The 19,736-nt window shown below is 48.7% G+C and carries 12 protein-coding genes; 3 read left to right on the forward strand and 9 right to left on the reverse strand.

The window, feature by feature from the left end; genetic code table 11:
* Positions 1-500 precede the first annotated feature (500 nt).
* From PIL01S_RS26080 to PIL01S_RS26115, 8 genes are all read right to left on the reverse strand, one after another.
* Complete coding sequence (locus PIL01S_RS26080; protein ID WP_127540467.1) at positions 501-1,049, reverse strand: GNAT family N-acetyltransferase; 549 nt, start codon at positions 1,047-1,049, stop codon at positions 501-503.
* Positions 1,050-1,070: 21 nt separating this feature from the next.
* Positions 1,071-2,675, reverse strand: a complete 1,605-nt coding sequence (locus tag PIL01S_RS26085; protein ID WP_127540469.1) for a response regulator — start codon at positions 2,673-2,675, stop codon at positions 1,071-1,073.
* Positions 2,672-4,555: a cache domain-containing sensor histidine kinase gene (locus PIL01S_RS26090; protein WP_127540472.1), complete on the reverse strand. Its 1,884-nt coding sequence runs from the start codon at positions 4,553-4,555 to the stop codon at positions 2,672-2,674. Before PIL01S_RS26090 ends, PIL01S_RS26085 begins: the two co-directional genes overlap by 4 nt.
* 25 nt (positions 4,556-4,580) lie before the next feature.
* Complete coding sequence (locus PIL01S_RS26095) at positions 4,581-5,429, reverse strand: carbohydrate ABC transporter permease (RefSeq protein WP_127540474.1); 849 nt, start codon at positions 5,427-5,429, stop codon at positions 4,581-4,583.
* Positions 5,426-6,337 carry a carbohydrate ABC transporter permease gene (locus tag PIL01S_RS26100; RefSeq protein WP_164764357.1) on the reverse strand — a complete coding sequence of 304 codons (912 nt, stop codon included), beginning with the start codon at positions 6,335-6,337 and terminating at the stop codon, positions 5,426-5,428. Before PIL01S_RS26100 ends, PIL01S_RS26095 begins: the two co-directional genes overlap by 4 nt.
* Before the next feature lie 86 nt (positions 6,338-6,423).
* Positions 6,424-7,758, reverse strand: coding sequence for an ABC transporter substrate-binding protein (locus tag PIL01S_RS26105; protein WP_127540478.1), 1,335 nt, complete (start codon positions 7,756-7,758; stop codon positions 6,424-6,426).
* 197 nt (positions 7,759-7,955) lie between these two features.
* Positions 7,956-10,292 carry a glycoside hydrolase family 88/105 protein gene (locus PIL01S_RS26110; RefSeq protein WP_127540480.1) on the reverse strand — a complete coding sequence of 779 codons (2,337 nt, stop codon included), beginning with the start codon at positions 10,290-10,292 and terminating at the stop codon, positions 7,956-7,958.
* 301 nt (positions 10,293-10,593) lie between these two features.
* Positions 10,594-12,516, reverse strand: a complete 1,923-nt coding sequence (locus PIL01S_RS26115; RefSeq protein WP_164764350.1) for an S-layer homology domain-containing protein — start codon at positions 12,514-12,516, stop codon at positions 10,594-10,596.
* 249 nt (positions 12,517-12,765) lie between these two features.
* Between PIL01S_RS26115 and PIL01S_RS26120 the strand changes: the two genes are divergently transcribed.
* Positions 12,766-13,593, forward strand: a complete 828-nt coding sequence (locus tag PIL01S_RS26120; protein WP_127540484.1) for a methyl-accepting chemotaxis protein — start codon at positions 12,766-12,768, stop codon at positions 13,591-13,593.
* Positions 13,594-13,739: 146 nt separating this feature from the next.
* Here PIL01S_RS26120 and PIL01S_RS26125 read toward each other — a convergent pair whose 3' ends face one another.
* The gene (locus PIL01S_RS26125; RefSeq protein WP_127540486.1) at positions 13,740-14,558 is read right to left on the reverse strand and encodes an endonuclease/exonuclease/phosphatase family protein; all 819 of its coding nucleotides are present in this window, start codon (positions 14,556-14,558) and stop codon (positions 13,740-13,742) included.
* A 278-nt stretch (positions 14,559-14,836) separates the two neighbouring features.
* Between PIL01S_RS26125 and PIL01S_RS26130 the strand changes: the two genes are divergently transcribed.
* Positions 14,837-16,600, forward strand: coding sequence for an SWIM zinc finger family protein (locus PIL01S_RS26130; protein ID WP_164764351.1), 1,764 nt, complete (start codon positions 14,837-14,839; stop codon positions 16,598-16,600).
* The gene (locus tag PIL01S_RS26135) at positions 16,597-19,623 is read left to right on the forward strand and encodes a DEAD/DEAH box helicase (RefSeq protein ID WP_371860008.1); all 3,027 of its coding nucleotides are present in this window, start codon (positions 16,597-16,599) and stop codon (positions 19,621-19,623) included. The genes PIL01S_RS26130 and PIL01S_RS26135 overlap by 4 nt, the downstream gene beginning before the upstream one ends.
* Positions 19,624-19,736 lie beyond the last annotated feature (113 nt).

Raw genomic sequence — 19,736 nt, forward strand, 5'->3', positions numbered from 1 at the left:
CAACTTTTATATCTTATCATGTCCGAACCAATTTGGCAAGCACTTTTTTTGAAGCTTCTTTCGAAGCTTGTTAAGCTAGCTTACCGCACCGTGTTTCTCGTGTTTTCTTGGCCGGAATTAGAATATACCATGCCGAAAGAGTAATTACTACATGTAAAATATCCCAAATACTAATATCGAAGAAAGAATAGATTTATACAGATACTTTGACCATATTCCTGCAGTCATCAGTGTACATACTATATCTATACTTATCAGACAGAAGTCAACATCTATCCTAATCTATTCATTAGGTAGACATGTATTGTTACAGTAGAGGTAAGACTCATTAGTTTCTTTTCCGGAAGCATTTCTGGATTCGCTGTTGAAAGCATTCTGAATCCTTTGATACAACTTATATGATCTACTACAAATCACCTACTACGTTATATATCTTCTATTAATAGTAGAAGCCGATGGTTAGATATCTGATTAGGTGGCCCAACCACTGCCGATCCTCCCTACTTGTTTCCGAATCTACCCATCACAATCGTATCGTAGTACTCCCCGTTCGCATGTCTGCGGTCCTTTTTCAACACACCTTCAATTTCAAAACCCATTCTATGATATAGCTCTATTGCTTTACCATTGGTTTCTAATACAGTCAGCGTCACTTTCTCAACACCGCTCCTGTCAGCCCAATCGAGTGACGATTCCAGCAGTTTATTCCCGATGCCATAGCCCCAGTAATTTCGAGCAACACACACACCAAACTCAACTCTATGGGAAAACCGCTTCAGGTCAGACCCCTCACATCTGGCGTACCCAACAATCTCATCCTGCACAGTAGCCACAAGAAACAAGTTTCGATCTTTCTCTGTGTCCAAACGGATAATATTCCTGAACCCCGCTGCATCGATATAAGCTTCGCCCTGCTCCCGGTCCATGTTCTCCGTTTCTCCATCGATCTGTACACGAAGCGAAGATAACGACTCTGCATCCCTCTCTTCTGCCGATCTAATCGAGAAAGCCATTCCTTTTATGATAAACTCCTGTGTATGAATCTTCATATCTACCCTTCCCTCTATCTCCTATCCGAATTCGGATGGACTTTTGCCCGTAAGCATTTTGAATACCTGACTAAAATACGTCGCGTTTCGGAATCCCGTCATCTCACTAACCTCGTAGACCATGTATTGACCAGATTGCAGCAGCTCTATCGCCTTTTGAATTCGATATCCGTTTAGATAACCCACGAAATTTTCCCCGGTTACCCTCTTGAATAGCTGGCTCAGATATTTGGGATGTACAAAAAGCCCCTTCGCTATAGCCTCAAAACTGATTTCTTCAGCATAATGCTGCTCCACATACTGTTTCACTTGATCGACAAGTTTATTGCTCTTTTTCTCTGTCATCTCTTTCCGTGTCTGTTCGATCCATTCTCCAATAAATGCATCCATCCAGCATAGCAGATCCTGCAATGAATATTTGGTTTGAATATCCCTGAGAAACTCGCTCATGGCCATTGGCGGGCGTAACAGGGGATATTGTCTATTCCAACTGTGAATTAAGGTATTAAAAAGACTTACGGCTACCACCTGTACATCCTGAAGGCCAGTACACTTGCCAACCTTAAACAGCTGGCGGATTAAAAGCCATGCCTCTTCTGCCAAATCAATCTTCATGTCTGCCCATGACTCGTTCCATTGCTGTAGCAGCATAGAATAATCATGTACACTCGTTTCTACTCTTTGGATAGAGTTATATAAATAGATTCGGCTTCCTCCCTGAAATTCCGCCATCTCAAGTGCTTCTCTGCTCTCCAAATAAGAGTCCATTACCCCGCACAGATGATTTTTGGATGTTCCAATCCCAACGCTCATCTCCATTTTGAGATACGTAAATACTTGGTCAATCATCCTTTCCACAAGGGAGTACATCTCATGAAGCAGCTCTTCTCCGCCAAAAAGAAGCAGCACAAAAACCTGATCTGAATAATCCAGGATCTCTACCTGACTGTTCGGCAAGCGCACCGATTGTTCCTTGATCGTTTCCTGAATAATATCAGCCGCCCCGTAGCGGAGTAGCTGCCAGTCACGCTCTTTCATCTTTGTCAGAAATCCGGGGCGATTCAGCTGCAGACTTATTGCGCTTACCTGCGCAGACAAGGGAATGCCCACGTAATTCATACGTTCGCTAGGCAGCTCATTGGCCTGATAACGTGTGGTCAGGAGTTCGTGCAAAAACTGTTTGCGCAAGTAGGGAACTACCTTCCCGATCTCCTGCTTGTATGTCCGCTCCAGCCGCTCATGCCGCTCTCGCACCTCCTGTTCCAACAGAACTTCACGCAGCACAGATTCAATCTCTTCCACCTCTGCCGGTTTCAGCAGAAAATGATTCACTCCCCACCGCATGGCGGCCCGAGCATTCTCGAATTCGTCGTATCCACTTAAAATAATAATCGGCAGATGAGGATAATTGCGGCGAAGTGCCTGTGTTACCTCCAACCCTGTCATCCCTGGCATGTAAACATCGGTCATGACCAGATCAGGGCGCAGCCGCTCGAATTGTTCAAGCGCATCTACACCGTTGGAAGCTGTGCCTGCAATTCTTAGACCCAGAGAAGGCCACTCAATATGTTCGGTTAAAGCCTTAATCATATGTGGATCGTCATCTACAAGCATGATGGTTTTCATATGTTTTCACCGTCCAGCCAGAGATTTAACTGCTCTTTTGTCTCAATACGCGGTAGTGAGATCGTTACTTGCACACCACCCGAGCTACCTGTACGTAAATGAACGCCATATCCCTTGCCACAATATAACTGAATGCGCTGATGTACATTTCTTACACCGATACCTGATGAACTTTCCAGTCCCCACTCTTCTGGTAAACCTTGACCATTATCTATAATCTTAATAACGACCCTGGATGGGTCCTTAGTCTCTTCCCCTATTTCCACACGGATTTGAAGTGTCTTATCTTTGGGATTTGCATGTATGACGGCATTTTCAATAAAAGGCTGCAAAATAATTTTGGGGATGTAACAGCTCCGGACACGCGGATCGATCTGTTCTGCATATTGAATGGAGAAAGGCAATCTTTCGGCCTGGATGCTGACATAACAACGGGCATGCTCCAGCTCATCACGAATTTTAATGAACATTTTGCCTCCACTAAGGCCAATGCGTAAAAGTTTGCTGAGCTGAACAATCATGCGGCTAATGTCTTTGGCTTCATAATCAAGCGCACGCCAGTGGATCATATCCAGTGTATTGTAGAGAAAGTGAGGTTTGATCTGTGCCTCCAGCAGACTTGTCTGGGCCTCTCGCTTGGCGCGGCTCTCCTCCTTCACCTGGTTCATCAATTCCGTCAGTCTGGAAGCCATATGATTGAAGCCATAAGCCAGATGAGCATACTCCTGGGTAAACGAGAGCTGTACCCTGGTTTCAAAGTCACCCTTCTCAAGCTGTCTCATTCGCTTAATCAGCTGACGAAGGGGCCGGATAATGCGCCGGACAAACAAATACGCGAATACGGCTGAACATACCAGTCCGACCAAAGCAATACCGAGCACCTGCCATCCGGCATACCTGACGGGAGATAGTAGTGTATGTACAGGAATCGTCTGTACCAAACGCCACTGAAGTGTCGCGGGCTTGGAATACAGCACGAGCTGCGCACCGCCACCATCGCCAGATACTACCTCGAATCCATCTTCATTCTGCCGGGCATGCTCTTGAATCCATTCACTGTCCACGACCGGTAGCGTTCCCCGAGCGGCTGTATCCACTGGCAGGAGCGAATTAGCGACAACTGCATCTTCATGACCACTGGAACGTTGGTCGTAAGCCCTTACCGGATCGGCATCACCCATCTGCATAATGACGTTCCCCGCCGTGTCCACGAGCAGCACCTGTCCATCCAATACCATGGGCATGTCCGCAAATCGGCGTACAATATCGGCACGACTCAAACGGATGAGGACATAGGCCGCCGTACTGCCACGACTGTCGAAGATCCGCTGGGCATAACCAACCAGGGAATGTCCTGATTCATTTTCCCGCAGAGGTACCCAGGCTGCATCTGCATGTTCCAGAGCTGCGAACCATGCGTCACCTGCAATCGTATCTACTGGAAAGATCCGGTCAGCCATCGTGACGTTAACCCCATTGAACGCATCCGTATACAACTCCACGGAAGTGATGCCTTCACTGACAACAAGCGTATGGTCCAGTATTTTGGCTAACTCCCGTCTTTGGTGAATCTGTGTAAGCCTCCCTGTTCCTGCTGTCTCCAGCAAACCTGAGAGCTCTCTGTTGCTCGCCAGCGAATAGGCGGTTCCTGTCACTCCAGTAATGAAATCAAAGCCGCGCCGGGTGCTCTCGTTAAGGAGTGCCAGCCGTGCTTTGCTAATCTCGGTAAAGGTTACGGTAGAGAATGACTGATATGCCAGCCAGACGATGCCCGATACAAGCAGCAGGTTAAACGCAATAAAGCAAGTCACCATCAGCGTGGTGAGCTTGCTTTGCTGCAGTTTGTGATTGATAAACAGGGATAATCTTCGTTTCCCCATGAAACCAACTCATTTCGTTTGAAAATTACCCTTTGAGCCCGGAGGTCGCGATCCCTTCCACGAAGTACTTTTGGCAGACCATAAATACGATGAAACAAGGCACGAGCGATAACACCGACATGGCAAACATCGGACCCCAATCCGATTGGGAGCTGGAATCAAGGAATAAGCGCAGCCCTAGCGGCACCGTGTATTTGCTGACATCACTCAGATAGATCAGTTGACTGAAAAAATCATCCCACGTCCACAAAAAGGTAAAGATCATCGTGGTCACCAGCGCCGGAAAGGCCAGCGGGATAATGACCTTCGTGTAAATGCGTACGGGTCCACAGCCATCAATGGTTGCCGCCTCATCCAGCTCTTTGGGAAGACCGCGGAAGAATTGAACCATCAAGAAAATAAAGAAGGCATCCGTGGCGAGCCATTTGGGCACCACCAGAGGCAGGTACGTATTCACCCATTCCAAATGGTTGAACAGGATATACTGCGGAATCAGCGTCACATGATGCGGCAGCATGATCGTCATTAACATCAGGCCGAAGCAGATTGCCTTGAAACGAAAATCGAGTCTGGCAAAGGCGTACGCCGCCATTGAGCAAGAGACCACATTGCCCAGCACCGCACCCAGTGACAGGACAATGGAGTTGGTCAGGAAACGGGAGAACGGGTTACCCTGGATTCCGGTCCAGCCGTTCATGTAATTTTGAAAGTTCCATTCCTGCGGCCAGAACCACGTCTCCGTGAAGATCATATGTCCCGGCTTGAACGAACTGCCAAGCATCCAGAGCACTGGATACAGCATGACGAGGGCAATTCCTGAAATCAAAATATGTTTCGCCATGACCCAAACAGCAGAATTCCGTTGTCCAATCATGATTTCCCACCATCCTCATAATGGACCCACAGCTTGCTGCTGCGGAATACCAGCAATGTAAACACGCCGATCAGGATTACCAGCACCCAGGCCATCGCCGATGCATAACCCATCTGAAAGAAGGAGAATCCCTTCTTATAGAGATATAGGGAATACATCAATGTTGAATTTACAGGACCCCCGCTGCCATTGCTGATGACGAAGGCTTGCGTGAACGATTGAAAGGAGGTGATCAGCTGCATGACCAGATTGAAAAAGATAACCGGCGATAATATCGGCAGCGTTATATTGAAGAAACGCCGGAGCGGACCAGCACCGTCTACCGCAGAAGCTTCGTCATATTCAGGTGGAATTTGCTTCAGGCCTGCCAGGAAAATAATCATGGATGATCCGAACTGCCATACGGATAACAGCACGATGGAATACAGCGCATATTTCGGATTAGCCACCCAATCCGGTGCCTTGATACCCACCATGGCAAGCACGCCATTGAGCAGGCCGTCGCCACCCAGCATTTTGCGCCATAACATGGCGATGGCCACACTGCCTCCAAGCAAGGTGGGGATGTAATATACGGTCCGGTAAATACCCAGCCCGCGAATTCCTTTGTTAAGCAGCATCGCGACAAGCAAGGCAAAGATCAATTTAATTGGAACGGACACAGCAACATACGTAAAGGTCACCTTCAGCGACTGGATAAACAGCTTATCCGATGTAAACATGGTCGTGTAGTTACCCAGACCGACCCAGGAAGGGGCGGCCAGGATACTGTAGTCTGTAAACGAAATGTATAATGAAACCAACATTGGGCCTAGGGTCAGAAACAATAACCCAACCAGCCATGGGGCCAGAAACAGAAGTGCTGCTCCACTATGGGCATACCTCCGTTTCACCCGCCGGGCTGCCATACGCTCGGTTCGGGCTTGACCGATCTGTGTTGTACTCATCTTCGCAACCTCCCCGCGGAATTTGAAGTCCGGATCTGTTCAAGGCTCTATTGACTCGATGCAAGTGTCGCCTTGGCGCCTTCAATGAATTGGGCAATCACATCCGATGTGCTGCCTTGACCAAAGGCGATCTGCTCACTTGCACTCTTGAAGCTGGTATCCACTTCGGAAAATCCCTGCGGGTAAGGCGGATCAATTTCACTGGAGTTTTTTGATACGACGTCGATAAACTTGAAGATAGCTTGCTCCGCTTCAGGCAGCGTAGGTTGCATTTTCTCACGAATGCTGGAGTTGACGGGTACTCCCCGCTCGGAGCCGAGAATGGCGGTTGCCTCCGGATCGTTCACCATGAAGTCAATGAACATGGCCACTTCCTTCGGATGTTTGGTTTTGGCGTAACCCGACAGGAACTGGCCTGCTTTCAGATATTCACCGATTTGTTTTTCGTTCTCGCCATGTGGGAGCACTTGTATGCCAAGCTTGTGATCCTGGTTTTTGTTCACCTGCTGGAACGTTAATAATTGGTTGGACCACGCAAAATCCATCGCGGCCGTACCCAGCGAGATCGGACGTGTCTCCAATGCGTTGGTTGTGGACGCCGTCACTTCGGCAGGGGTAACGCCCCCATTCTCGCGAAGGGCTCCCCACATGTCAAACCACTGCTGAAGCTCCTCATGGGTTGCCGCCATCGTCCCACCTTCGAATAGTCCCTTGCCTGTTTGACGAATAAACACCTCAAACATGTTGGTCGTTCCCGATACATCCGCTGATCCGTAGAAACCTTCACCCTTTTCTGCAGCAATCTTGGCTGCAATATCGCTAAAGTCCTTCCATGTCCAGCTCTCCTGAGGCTCTTCGATTCCAAGTTCCTTAAACAGAGTCGCGTCGTAAATGACTCCGGGTGCATTTACGCCTAACGTAATTGCGTATAATTTATCATCAATCGATCCGGCTTTGAGCATGCTCGCGTCATGGTCATCTGTACGGAGCTCTTTACTCTCGCTGTATGGGGTCAGGTCGAGAAGTGCACCACGCCGGGCAAAGTCGGTAAGAAAAGCGTAATCCATCTGTACAATATCCGGTGCATTCGAACCGGCTACCTGCGTGGTCAGCTTATCAAAATATCCGTCCCATCCGGAGTATTCCGGTTTGATCGTAATACCGGGGTGTTTCTCTTCAAACAATTTGATCACTTTGGTCGTCAGATCATGGCGAGTCTGTGATCCCCACCAGGTCATGCGCAGCTGAATGCTGCCCGAGGCAGCTTCCTCACTTTCCTCACCAGATGAAGCAGTAGACCCGGAAGATGCTCCGGAACAGGCTGTAGCCAATAACAACAGGGACATGCAGAACAGGGTTACCCATTTTTTAGTGATCAACATGAATGAATTTTCTCCCCTTTTATTATGGAATCGCTTACAAAACTATTGTAACGGCGTATTACCGCTCATGACATAAACAAAAGTAAGCTTTCCTGTCAAAAAAGTAAGGGGTTAGGGAGTAAAAACCACCGGAGTAAATCCTCCGGCGGTTTGTCATGTCACGAATGCATCATCTCCATGGGAGACCTCATTTTCTCTCACATTGAGGGTTGCGTCACTGTTGCAGGTGTTGTGGTCTGCCTAGCCAAGTGCTCTTTCATTTTCGCCACTTCGGTACCTGCCAGCATCATAATGCCAATACCATGGTTATCATTCGTTACAGTCAGCAGGTCCTTATCGTAATATTCCGCCGTGAAAGCATACCTGGATCCACTGCATACCCCGTGTACATTGCCTTGGCGGTCGATAGCTGTCCGGGTCAATCCGCTCCAGGCCCGCTCTGAAGCTTCAATATAACGCTCCGGCTGCTCCAACCAACCGAATCGAACACCCCGTGCAAACCCATATGCGAACATGGCCGTACAGGAAGCTTCCTGGTACGTGTTTGCATCATTCAGCACCTGATGCCATAACCCTCCCTCTCCCTGCAAAGCTGCATAACCATCACACAATTCATTAAAGAACTGGATTAATGCCGGGCGATCAGGGTGCTCTACAGGCAAAGCCTCCAATACTTCGGTCAGGGAAAACAGTGTCCATCCGTTCCCACGCCCCCACGGAATATGAGTTGCTTGTTCATATTTGAAATCATATACATGAGACATCATTTTGAACTCAGGCATAAACAGATATTTGCGATAAAGTATAAATTGTCTGGCTGCCTCGTCCAGCGCTGATTGCTCCCCTGTCAGGCGAGCATACCGAACCAGAAACGGGGTACTCATGTAGAGATCATCTGCCCACATGGTATTCTCAGCAAATTCCCCAATGCACTCGCGGTAAAACGCACCGTCTTCCTGCCGCTCCAACCGGAAAAGCATGAAATCAGCAATACGCTCGGCAATCGGTAGAAACGTCGGTTCATTACATTCCGAGTACGCCTCAAGCATGGCTGAACCAAAAGAGCCGCAGTTATCCAGCATTTTCATCATGACCAGCTGCTGGTTAACCGCCGGGAAGCCGTACTGTTCCCGATCCCATAGCGAGTAATCATACATTCGGGTGCATGCCTGCACATGCTCTGTTGCATAACGAATGATATCGGGTCGATCCAGATAACGCCCCGTTTGCAGTAGTCCATAAACAGTTACACCCAGCGGATAATCCCAGCGGCCGTAATTGGTCACACTGCCAACCGTCCACTTATTGCTAAGCATTGCATTTTCATAATACGGGCGAATCCATGCATCTGGCTGATCCAGCTGCCAATACGTATGCTCCCCATGCTTGTTTTGGTTATCGTCTTCATTGCTGCCCGGTGAAGCATTGATCCTGTACACACGGTCTGTCCGCAATAAATCTTGCACTTCCGGCTCCATTCCAGCTTGGAAAGGACCAACATACATCCACTTCTCCCCTGAAGCTCCATGCACATGTTTGGGCAGTTCCAATTCAAGCTGCTTCCCGTTCACGACTGCGTTCAAAGTGAAACTCCATGGCCCGGTAATCGCGCTGCATTCGCTGCATACTAATAGATCGTTCTGACCATAAGATGCCTGTATTTCAGACTCGAATGATCCTGCTTCCTGTAACTGTACAGCTGGCTTGCCATTTGCCCATATCGTTAGCGGTCCGGAAGAATGGCCGGATAAACTTATAAGGCTTCCCACCGAGTCCCTATTGTTTATTCGTGTCCAAGCGTAGGCCCGCTGTCCGGGAACATGTCCATATAATCGCTCCAATGTCGGTCTGGCCTGCTGTTCAATGGACCACTCCCTATTCGGAAACCACTCGAATATATCATCCTGTTCCCGTCCAAACAGGTTCCAATTAGGTTCAATACTTCCGGATGGGGATGAAATACTGAATGCGCGGGCAGCTTCTTCCTGATCAATAGGCTTCGTGTAGATCCATCCAGCTTGTCCCTGACGTTCCTGAAAAGGCGCAAGCACATTCAAAATGCGCACTTTCCCTTCATCCGAACCAAACTGGCATCCAAAACCGGCAGGGGTATATTTCATTTCAAGCAATAACGTATTCCAGCCGGGCTTGATGTCGATCCCCAATTTTACCGTGGCGTCCGGATTAATCTCGTCCATTACCGTTGAGCGATACACTAGCTGATCATTAAAATAGAAACGAACAGGTCCGTAGCAGCGAATGAGCACATCCAGGTTTCGAGTCTCATCTCCCCATACCAGGGCTGCGGCATAGGCTACTTGTCCTTTGTGGGTATCCGTGAATCGTTCACTCAGATTGAAATCATATAACCCCTTCTCATTCTGCAGAATACCCGACTTCTGGAACACCCGATATACAAAGTCAGCTTGCGCATTGGCACCGATATACCTCTCAGCCAGCACCTTCAATATCTGATCCTGATCCTCTCCAAAACGGTAATACATACTCTGCGGTTTATCAAAATACGTTGTCATGGATTGCCACAGTCCTCTCCAGATGGAATGAACACACTCTCTTCAAACGTAATTGTCCAAGCGTACAATTCAAGTATAGCGCTTAACCTTCGTGAGAAAATCTCTTGTACCACAGCAATTGAATCGTTAGCTTACGACTCATGCTTATTGCAAAACAGCCGAATAATATCCCCAGTATAACTGACAGGTTTGTTGGTTGGCTACAGAAATTTGATTGCGCTTTCATATTATAGAAATGAGTCCCCTACTTTTCCCCAAACAAAAAAACCGGACCACAAGGTTGTGGCCGGTCAAATGCATATTATCCGAAAATGGTAAAGTTAATGATTAGTCTATCTTCTGCATATTCAGATTTGGCCAGTCCGTTCCCATCCGCATCCACACGAATAAACATATCATACTGTTTTCTTACGTCATTCATTTTGTTTCCCAATTTCAAAGTGACAATGGTGCCTGTTCCTGAATTTAATTTGTCGAGTTTAAGCGTATGGCCATCATTACTGATCTGGCTGTCATCGATGCTGTAAGGAACGCCATTTATAACATAGGAATCATCCACACTAAACTTAAATGCATCGGTTGAATATTCAATCGTACCATCTACAAACTCTTCCCCAAGACTATAATCCAAGGTAAAAGGAAGATTCTGATATTCTGTTTGGAGATATTTCGTTTTATCTTCTTTCCCATCAAACCCAAAATGGCTTGATGCAGCAGTAGGAATATCTACTGGAGCCTCGCCTTTGACAAGCGTAAATGTAAACACATGTGCAGTATCTCTAGGTGACTCGTTACCAGCTTGATCCTTGGCAGTAATCACAAATCTATAATCTCCTGGAGGAAGGTTAAGCAAAATGGTCGGGGGCAGTGAACCGTCAGCCTGGCTAGGGCCAAGCAGAAGAGGACTAGCAAGCTCTTCCTCGTCCACGATATTGTTACCATTCAAATCAGTCCATTTGTAGAAAGCCACAATGGCATTCTCTTCTCCGACGGCACCTGGATCACCCTCAATTTGGTCAAACGTATCATTGTAGTTATCAATAACTTTAAATTTGCTAACGTCCACCATGGGAGCCTCAACGTCCAGTACCGGCTGCTCATTATGGACCAGCTTGATCTTTAACAAACTCGCCACGTCCCGGGCAGTTTCGTTGCCTGCCTTATCCGTAGCAGTCATAATAAACCGATATTTTCCCGCTGGATAATCCCCAATATCTCCCGCTGCGAATGATCCATCACTCAAGCTCTCGCCAAGCACAATGGCTGAGTTCAGCTCGTTACTGTCCACTTTTCCATCCTCGTTGAGATCTTTCCAAGGATATGCCTTAATGATGGCTCCCGCTTCGCTTACTGCTCCTGCCTCTCCCCAAAGCTGATCTTGTGTTCCGCTGTAGTTATCGTTAAAGAAAATCTGGTTCACATTCACTGATGGTGCCGTTATGTCAGAAGGTACCGAGGGGATGGTGCCTCCGCCGCTACTGCCACCTGACGATGAACCCCCACTGTTCGTGGTTGTCGATGGAGTTGGAGAAGGTGCTGGTTCTGATTCCGGCTCAGTTTCCGGTACTGGCGTTGGTTCAGGTTGGGTAGTTAGCTTTTCCTCTATTGCCTGCAGAAAACGGGAAGCGGTCAGCGCTACCGCCTGACGATCTGCCTGTAGCACTGGATTGAATTTGTTATTTCTGTCGCCCACAATGAAGCCGGCTTCCTGGGCAGCGCCGACTGCATCCTTGGCGTAATCCGATATGCTGCTGCTATCCTTGAACGTTAATGAAGCGGCTTTGCCCGTTACGTCCGTCCCCATCGCTCTCATCAGGGTAACCACCATATCCTGTCTCGATAACGTCTGACCACTGCCGAATTTCCCGTTACCCAAGCCGTTCAATAATCCTGCTTGATACACAGCTTCAATTGAAGCGTAAGCATAGCTATTGGCAGGCACATCCGAAAAAGTCGGACTGGAAGGTACATTAGATATATCCAGTTTCAATGCTTTGGCCAAGATCATGGCAAAATCCTGTCTTTTGATTTGACCGGCCGGATTGAAGCGACCATCGCTGATTCCGGTAATGATCCCTTCATTTTGCAGCCTTACAATCGCGTCCTTGGCGTATGATCCTTCAATATCCGTAAATACAGCTGCCCCATTGGCCTGTGTGTTCCACAAAGGTGTTGTTAACAACGAAGCTGCAAGCAGCGAACAGATAAAATGATGTCTTTTCAAGAAAAGCTCCCCCAATCCAAAATATACAAGTGTCATCCAGGTGTGGATACTACAGATGGAATTCAACTTCAATCAATAAATATAGGCATAGCGCGTCCTGCACATTATATAAGGAAGCTCTGAACCAATTCTGAACAATTCGTCTTATATCGACAAAATCAGAGAATCGGTTTAAAAATGGGAATGGCCTGCCGATAAAGGTATTAGAATGGAAATTCCACTTTTTGTATGGGAAAGGAAAGATGAGCCTTGAGTATCCTTGAATCTTTGGTAAATGCTATGCCTTTTGTAAGACAGATGTTTCGTGACGATGTTTCCATATCCATTAATGATCATGAGAAAGTGCTATATTTTGCCGAGGCCAACGGGCTGGAGATTGGTGTCAAAGTAGGAGACGAGCTGCACGAAGACTATAAGGATTTCAAAATGCTGACGAACCGGGATTCCCGTACCGTGGCAAGAATGCCAGGCGATCTGCAAGGCAGACCTTTTGACGCCATACTCATTCCGATTAAAGAGAACGATCAGGTTGTTGGCATATTGGGCGTAAATTACGCGCTGGATAACCATATCACCCTTGAGAAGCTAATCAGTGAAAATGAAGCAACCATTAACGCCCTGCTTGGTGGCATTCAGCAGATTGCAGCCCATTCGGAGGAACTATCCGCGACCTCGGAAGAGATCTTGCGCAACTCCAAACAAGCTGCAGAGAATTCAGTCAGTGTGACTAAGGTAACCAATGTAATCCGCGAAGTTTCTGAACAAACCAATTTGCTTGGCCTGAACGCCATGATCGAAGCCGCTCGCGTCGGCGATCTGGGAAGTGGGTTCGGTGTTGTTGCCAGTGAAGTTCGCAAGCTATCGGATCACACCAAACAAGCAGCCTCAGATATCGAAACTTCACTAGGCAGCGTTCAAGATTCAATGAAGCATATGGAGCTGGAGATTGGGCAGATTACATCCGCAACCGTGGATCAGGCGCAGTTGGTCAGTGAATTTATGCAAAGTATCGAGCAGCTCAGCGAAACCAGTGCGAATCTGAAAAAATTCGTGACCGAGATGCTGGCCTTGGAGTAGAAATAGCAAGATAATAGAACGGACAAATAGACAAACGCAATAATATGTACATATGCATTCAATAAAAGAAGCCCCCGACTGATTTCCTTGTGCAGGAATCCAGCGGAGGCTTTTCATTTTTGCTACAGGATAACCAGAATCATTCGCTAAATTTCCACAGCCACCCCGTAGTGGTCAGATACAACCGGGCCGTTCTTGCCGTTAAGCACGACAGTAGATGACTTCGCCTGCACCGGATGTTTGGAGAAGATGTAATCAATCCGAAGATCGCGTTTGTTGTCAGCCCATCCGGCAATGGCTTTGACTACCGTTGCTCCATCATCTTTTTGTTCGGCAGTGGTGTAAAGGTCATTCCAGCCTTGGCTGATGATGTGATCGTAGCCTTCCCCGCGCACTTCCGCAACATTATTGAAATCTCCCATAATAAACAGCGGATGATTCAGATATGGAGCAAGTTTGCTCTCCGTTAATTCCCACTGTCCCTTGAATGGTTCCTGTTCATCATCCCACCAGTTATAGTGTCCGTTCACAAACCACGTGGTCTCACCTTCAACGGCTGTCTGTATACCCACAATTTTGCGTGTCCGGTAGTTGCTATAATCGCGCATGTGAGATACATATTCTTCAAAAGAAGCTGTAATCGGCGTACGGCTCAGGATCGCCAGACCCTCATCGTATTTGCTGAATCCGATATGCGTGGGAACCCATGTCCAGTAATAGGTATCGGTCAGTTGCGTCAGCAGGACATGAGCGTAATTGTCTTTTTTGATCACGGCATCCGGATCGGTTGAGATAAAATGCTGCAAGTGTTCTGCAGACAATGCCGACTCTTCTATGGATTGATTGACCTCCTGCATGGAGATTACATCAAACTGATGTGTATTAATAAAGTCAGCCAGCTGGCTGATCTTGTTCAACTGGTCTTCTTCCGCCCAGGCGTGTGTATTTAACGTAAGTATTTTCATATATGCTCTCTCCTGTTGATTAAAATTGACCACTTCAAGGCCTGTATCGTTCCTGAAAGGAATACATACGCTAAGCATACACAATATGGAGCAATAACGCATGCAGGTGTGTAAATCCACCCCTGCTGTTTCCATTTATAATGATCAAAAAGTCTACTACAAGTTCTCTCAATCCATGCACGTGGACACCCATAACTGATATGATGGATACAGAAAATCCACACCATACGTCAAGGCGTATGGATCGTTAAACCTATGATTGCCCAGGAGATGGAATGATGAACATACCGATTGACATGAATCTGGATGATGCACAGTGGCAGCAATTGATTCGAGAGGTTGCCGAGCACTTTAATAATCTGACGATTATGCGCGGATTCCAATATTATAAACAGAAACGCGTTGGATCATTAACCTTTACGGAACATCACGGAATGACAGCCGACGTGCAGGGCTCTGAAGAGTATAATGTCACCTTAAGCGTCCAGTCTCTGCCCACCAGCTACTGTACCTGCCCGGTGGGTTCGCGCTGTAAACATATCATTGCCGTTATGATGAGCTATGCCGAGCTGCTGGAAAGGCCCGTGCATGCCATCGTTAATGCTCATTCCAGCACTGCTTTGAAACAGGCACCGAAGCCCGCAGCTTCCAAGTCTGCATTTCACTCCGATGCAGTATCCGAGCAAGATACAGATATCCCTCATCAACAGTACAGTCAGATCAGGGAACGGGCACTAGAGCTTGCAGGCCTGGAAATCACGGAGTGGCATGAACTGTTTGAAAATAGCTTGGCCCGATTAGGTACAGGCACGCCAAGTACAGCATATGTGCAAGAAGCTGCCGATGAACTGTATGCGATTAAGCCCAAATTATCCGCCGGGATGGATCAGCTATTTGAATTCCATGTACATCTGTACCTGATGAGATACTGCATCCCTTCTCGCCATCCTATCAGCCATACACCTGTCTATCTAAGTTACCCGGCACAACTTGCTGTAGATGCACTACAGAAAGGCATGGATCAGGTACTAAGCCGCCCCCTTCAATTCGCCGAGCTTTCGGATAATAAGCTTAAGCAGCTGTGGAAGCGGCTTGAAGAAACCATATCGTACCTCCGCACACAAATGATGTCCGAGACGTCCACACTGATGCTGTTCACGCCGATCTATCGGCAGGTTTGGCTAAATTGGATCGTTCCTCACTTACAAAATAATCATTTGCTCGTATCGGAGCTGAACATTTTACAGGAAATCGAAGATCAGTTGAAAGAAGCTGCCGTGAACACACCAAGCAATAGCGGAGGTCGTGTGCTAGGTATAGCCAATCTGGTAGGCAGCAGCCAGTCCGGTAAGCCTGGAAAATCGGCGCCCTTGCCACTTGTACTCGCGCAAAGCTGGATATACTTCCACTTGCATCAGGACGAGCAAGCCTGGCAACGGTTGACGAGCGGGAGTACGGCGTACGGCATCCCGGCAGAACATCTGCTGCATTTCCTGCATGTGCTCGCGGATGAATCAGATTGGAAACGGCTCGGTGCATGGCTTGCACAGCTTGGACCACTGCTGGCCAATCGCCGGAACGAACCTCTGCAGGATTATATGCAGCTGTGGGACATGACGATCAAACATCTTCCCGAGATGGAAAATCAAATGTGGGATACCCTGGTCAGCATGCTCCCTCACTCCCGTCCGGCTTACGAAGAAGCCATGCATAGCCGCGGACAGTGGCGGCGCTGGATTGATTTTCAGTTGAGTACGGAGACAGAACCGCTTGAATTTCGCGTGGCGGTACTGCAGCCGATTGAAAAAGATGCACCGGAACTCCTGCTCCCGTTCTACCACCAGGCCGTGGAACGTTACATCGGTCACAAGAACAGAGACGGTTACAAGGCAGCAGTCAAGCTGTTGAAGCGGCTGTCCAAAATCTACAAAAAACTGAAGCAAGAGGAACGCTGGGAAGATTTCATCACCGCACTGGCTGTGCGGAATAGCAGACTGCGTGCGCTGCAGGAAGAACTTCGGAAAGGTAAGTTGATCTCATGAGCCTTATACATCCCTATACCGAAACGATTGAAGTCCACGTCGCATTAACCGGATACGGTGATGCCTTATTTTATGGAGCCCTTAATACTCATCATTTTGTATCGGGGCAGTCGCTTAAGCAGCGACTATTTGCCTGGCATGCTCCTTCCTTCTACGGAACCGAGCTGGAGACGAGACAGATTGAAGATATCGATCTGGTGGTACTGCCTGCGGAAGAGGTCATCCCGTTCTTCGCAGAGATGCACACGCTGCTGCACATTGAATGGAAATGGGACGAGCAGGCTGCTCATCTGATCAGGCTTGCTCCTACACTTGCTGCAACCATTGAAAACCGAAAATATGTCCCCAGCTTCGCTGCTTATCGTACAGGTCAGCTGCAATGGAGCTGGGATCCGGATAGCATGAAGCCACAGGATCGATCTGCGCTGAGCAAAGCACTTGACGAGACAGACGAGAGCTACGCCGAAGGACTTAACGCGGCCTATTCAGCTACTGTATTCCAGCGGTGGTATAACACCGAGGAAGCTGCAACTGATCTTCGGCGCGAGTTCCCTCAGCTATTCCCTCAAGGGGGAACACCACCAAGGACAGCAGGAATGGATGCCCAGGCCTGGCTTGTCTCCATTGGATGGAAAGCAGACGCTGCCCCGTTCCGCCCGCTTCTGCAATTACTGGAGCCGGATGACGATGAACCCGCATGGCGGCTGCGTGTAGTTTTGCAGGATAAGCTGGATGCTGCTTCATTAGTTCCCGTTCGGCTTGATTCCCGCGGAAGACTTGAAGGTGAATGGCCGGAGGTGTGGACAGCATTTATCCTTGACCGTTCTGCCGGGTGGCTGGAGCAGCTGCGTGCACATTTGCCACGAATCAGCCGTTCCATCAGTGGGAGCCGTGATGTGCTCAGCGATCCGCTCAGTGATCAGGAAGCATGGCAGTTCCTTACCATAGACAGCGGCAGACTGCTGGAATCAGGCTGGCAGGTACTGCTTCCGGGATGGTGGGAAGCAGCCCGCAAGAAGAAACCCAAACTTCGTGCCAAGGTGAAGCCAGAGGAAGGCAGTGAACGCGGACAGTCCTTCTTCGGACTGGACTCCATCATTCATTTTGACTGGCGCATTGCGATTGGAGATACCGATCTCAGTGAAGAGGAATTCGCCGACCTCGTTGCCCGCAACGAGCGGCTGGTACGATTCCGCGGAGAGTGGGTACCACTCGACCCTGCCCTACTGGAGCAGATTCGCCGTGCCATGGGCGGTGTCGACCGGGAACAGGGGCTGTCGTTTCAAGACATTCTGCACCTGCATCTGCTGCAAAATGAGCAGCGTGAATATCGTCATCAGAAATGGAAGGAAGGACAGCAAACCGAGGAGGAGCAGCAGCCTCAGGCTAATGAGAACATTCGTCTGGAGGTCGAGCTGAATGAACACCTGAACCGGATCATTGCACAGCTTGGCGGCGGACAAGGCGGGGCTCCCTCCCTTCCCGTTCCGACTGGACTGCATGCAGAACTTCGCTCCTATCAAAAAGAAGGATTTGCATGGCTTGGATTCTTGCGCAAATTCGGCCTTGGAGCATGCCTTGCGGACGATATGGGGCTTGGTAAGACCATTCAGTTTATTACGTATTTGCTGCATCTCAAAGAGAATCAGCAGCGGTTACCCGGGGATGCTCCCGCCCTTCTCGTCTGCCCCACTTCGGTACTGGGCAACTGGCAGAAGGAAATCAGCCGTTTTGCACCTTCGATTAACGTCAGTCTGCACTACGGTGCACGCAGGCTTAGCGGAGAAGCCTTCAGGGAACAGACCGAGCAAGTGGATATCATCATTACGTCGTATGCTACCGCTACCCTGGACCAAGAGATGTTACAGTCATACACCTGGGCTTCCATCTGTCTGGACGAGGCACAGAACATTAAAAATGCGCAAACCAAGCAGTCCTTGGCGGTACGCAGTTTCCCCGCTAAACACCGTATCGCATTGACAGGTACACCAATTGAAAACCGGCTGGCCGAGCTATGGTCCATCTACGACTTCATTAATCCGGGATACCTTGGCAGCGCACGCGCTTTCCAAACCCGGTTTATCACCGCGATTGAGAAAGACAAGGATGAGCAGCGCATGCTGGATCTGCAGCAGCTGGTCAAACCATTTATGCTTCGCCGCAAGAAAAAGGATCCGAATATCCAGCTCGACCTGCCGGACAAAAACGAGATGAAAACCTACATTCATCTTACCGGCGAGCAGAGTGCCTTATACGATCAATCCGTGCAGGCACTAATGGATAAAATGAAAGAGCTGGAAGGCATTAAGCGCAAAGGTGCGATTCTATCCGCGTTAACCCAGCTCAAGCAGCTGTGTGATCATCCGCTGCTCCTGACGAAGGAAGCTCTGCCGGAGACGTTGTCTTCGGACGGCTCCAATACGGAGTATGACCTGTATAGTCCACAGGACATGGCGATGCTGATCAGCCGCTCCGCGAAGCTGGAACGGCTGATGGAGCTTGTCCGTGAGCTGCGTGAAGAGGGCGAGCGATGCCTTATTTTCACCCAGTACATCGGTATGGGTCAGATGCTGCAGCAGGTTCTCCAGCAGGAACTGCAGGAGCCTGTATTATATCTGCATGGTGGCACATCCAAGACGGCACGGGACCGCATGATCGACCAGTTCCAGTCCCGTACACTGCCTGCGCATGAACAGCCATCCGTCTTCATCCTTTCCATCAAGGCAGGCGGCGTGGGTCTGAATCTGACCGCTGCGAATCATGTATTTCACTTTGACCGTTGGTGGAACCCCGCCGTGGAAAACCAGGCCACCGACCGGGCATACCGCATGGGACAGACAAAGGATGTCCAGGTGCACAAGTTTATTTCCCTCGGCACGCTGGAAGAGCGTATAGACGAGATGTTGGAGAGCAAGCAGCAGCTTAGCGACAATATCATCACCAGCTCCGAGAACTGGATTACCGAATTGTCAACAGACGAGCTGAAGGATCTCTTTACTCGCCGCCGCGACTGGTCTGGTTAAGGGCCGGAAGTTGCTATATAGGCTAATGGATAAGAAAGCAGAAAAAGCGAAGTTACCGACGCTGCGTCGAGAACTTCGCTTTTTTGTTATACCTCATGACCTTCCATTGACCA

Source organism: Paenibacillus illinoisensis NBRC 15959 (genome assembly GCF_004000925.1).
GTDB classification, from domain to species: Bacteria; Bacillota; Bacilli; order Paenibacillales; family Paenibacillaceae; genus Paenibacillus; species Paenibacillus illinoisensis.

Coding starts and splice junctions, on each gene's coding strand:
- PIL01S_RS26090 (WP_127540472.1), bottom strand. CDS start 4,555: ATGGGGAAACGAAGATTATCCCTGTTTATCAATCACAAACTGCAGCAA.
- PIL01S_RS26110 (WP_127540480.1), bottom strand. CDS start 10,292: ATGACAACGTATTTTGATAAACCGCAGAGTATGTATTACCGTTTTGGA.
- PIL01S_RS26125 (WP_127540486.1), bottom strand. CDS start 14,558: ATGAAAATACTTACGTTAAATACACACGCCTGGGCGGAAGAAGACCAG.
- PIL01S_RS26080 (WP_127540467.1), bottom strand. CDS start 1,049: ATGAAGATTCATACACAGGAGTTTATCATAAAAGGAATGGCTTTCTCG.
- PIL01S_RS26130 (WP_164764351.1), top strand. CDS start 14,837: ATGAACATACCGATTGACATGAATCTGGATGATGCACAGTGGCAGCAA.
- PIL01S_RS26105 (WP_127540478.1), bottom strand. CDS start 7,758: ATGTTGATCACTAAAAAATGGGTAACCCTGTTCTGCATGTCCCTGTTG.
- PIL01S_RS26135 (WP_371860008.1), top strand. CDS start 16,597: ATGAGCCTTATACATCCCTATACCGAAACGATTGAAGTCCACGTCGCA.
- PIL01S_RS26085 (WP_127540469.1), bottom strand. CDS start 2,675: ATGAAAACCATCATGCTTGTAGATGACGATCCACATATGATTAAGGCT.
- PIL01S_RS26095 (WP_127540474.1), bottom strand. CDS start 5,429: ATGATTGGACAACGGAATTCTGCTGTTTGGGTCATGGCGAAACATATT.
- PIL01S_RS26100 (WP_164764357.1), bottom strand. CDS start 6,337: ATGGCAGCCCGGCGGGTGAAACGGAGGTATGCCCATAGTGGAGCAGCA.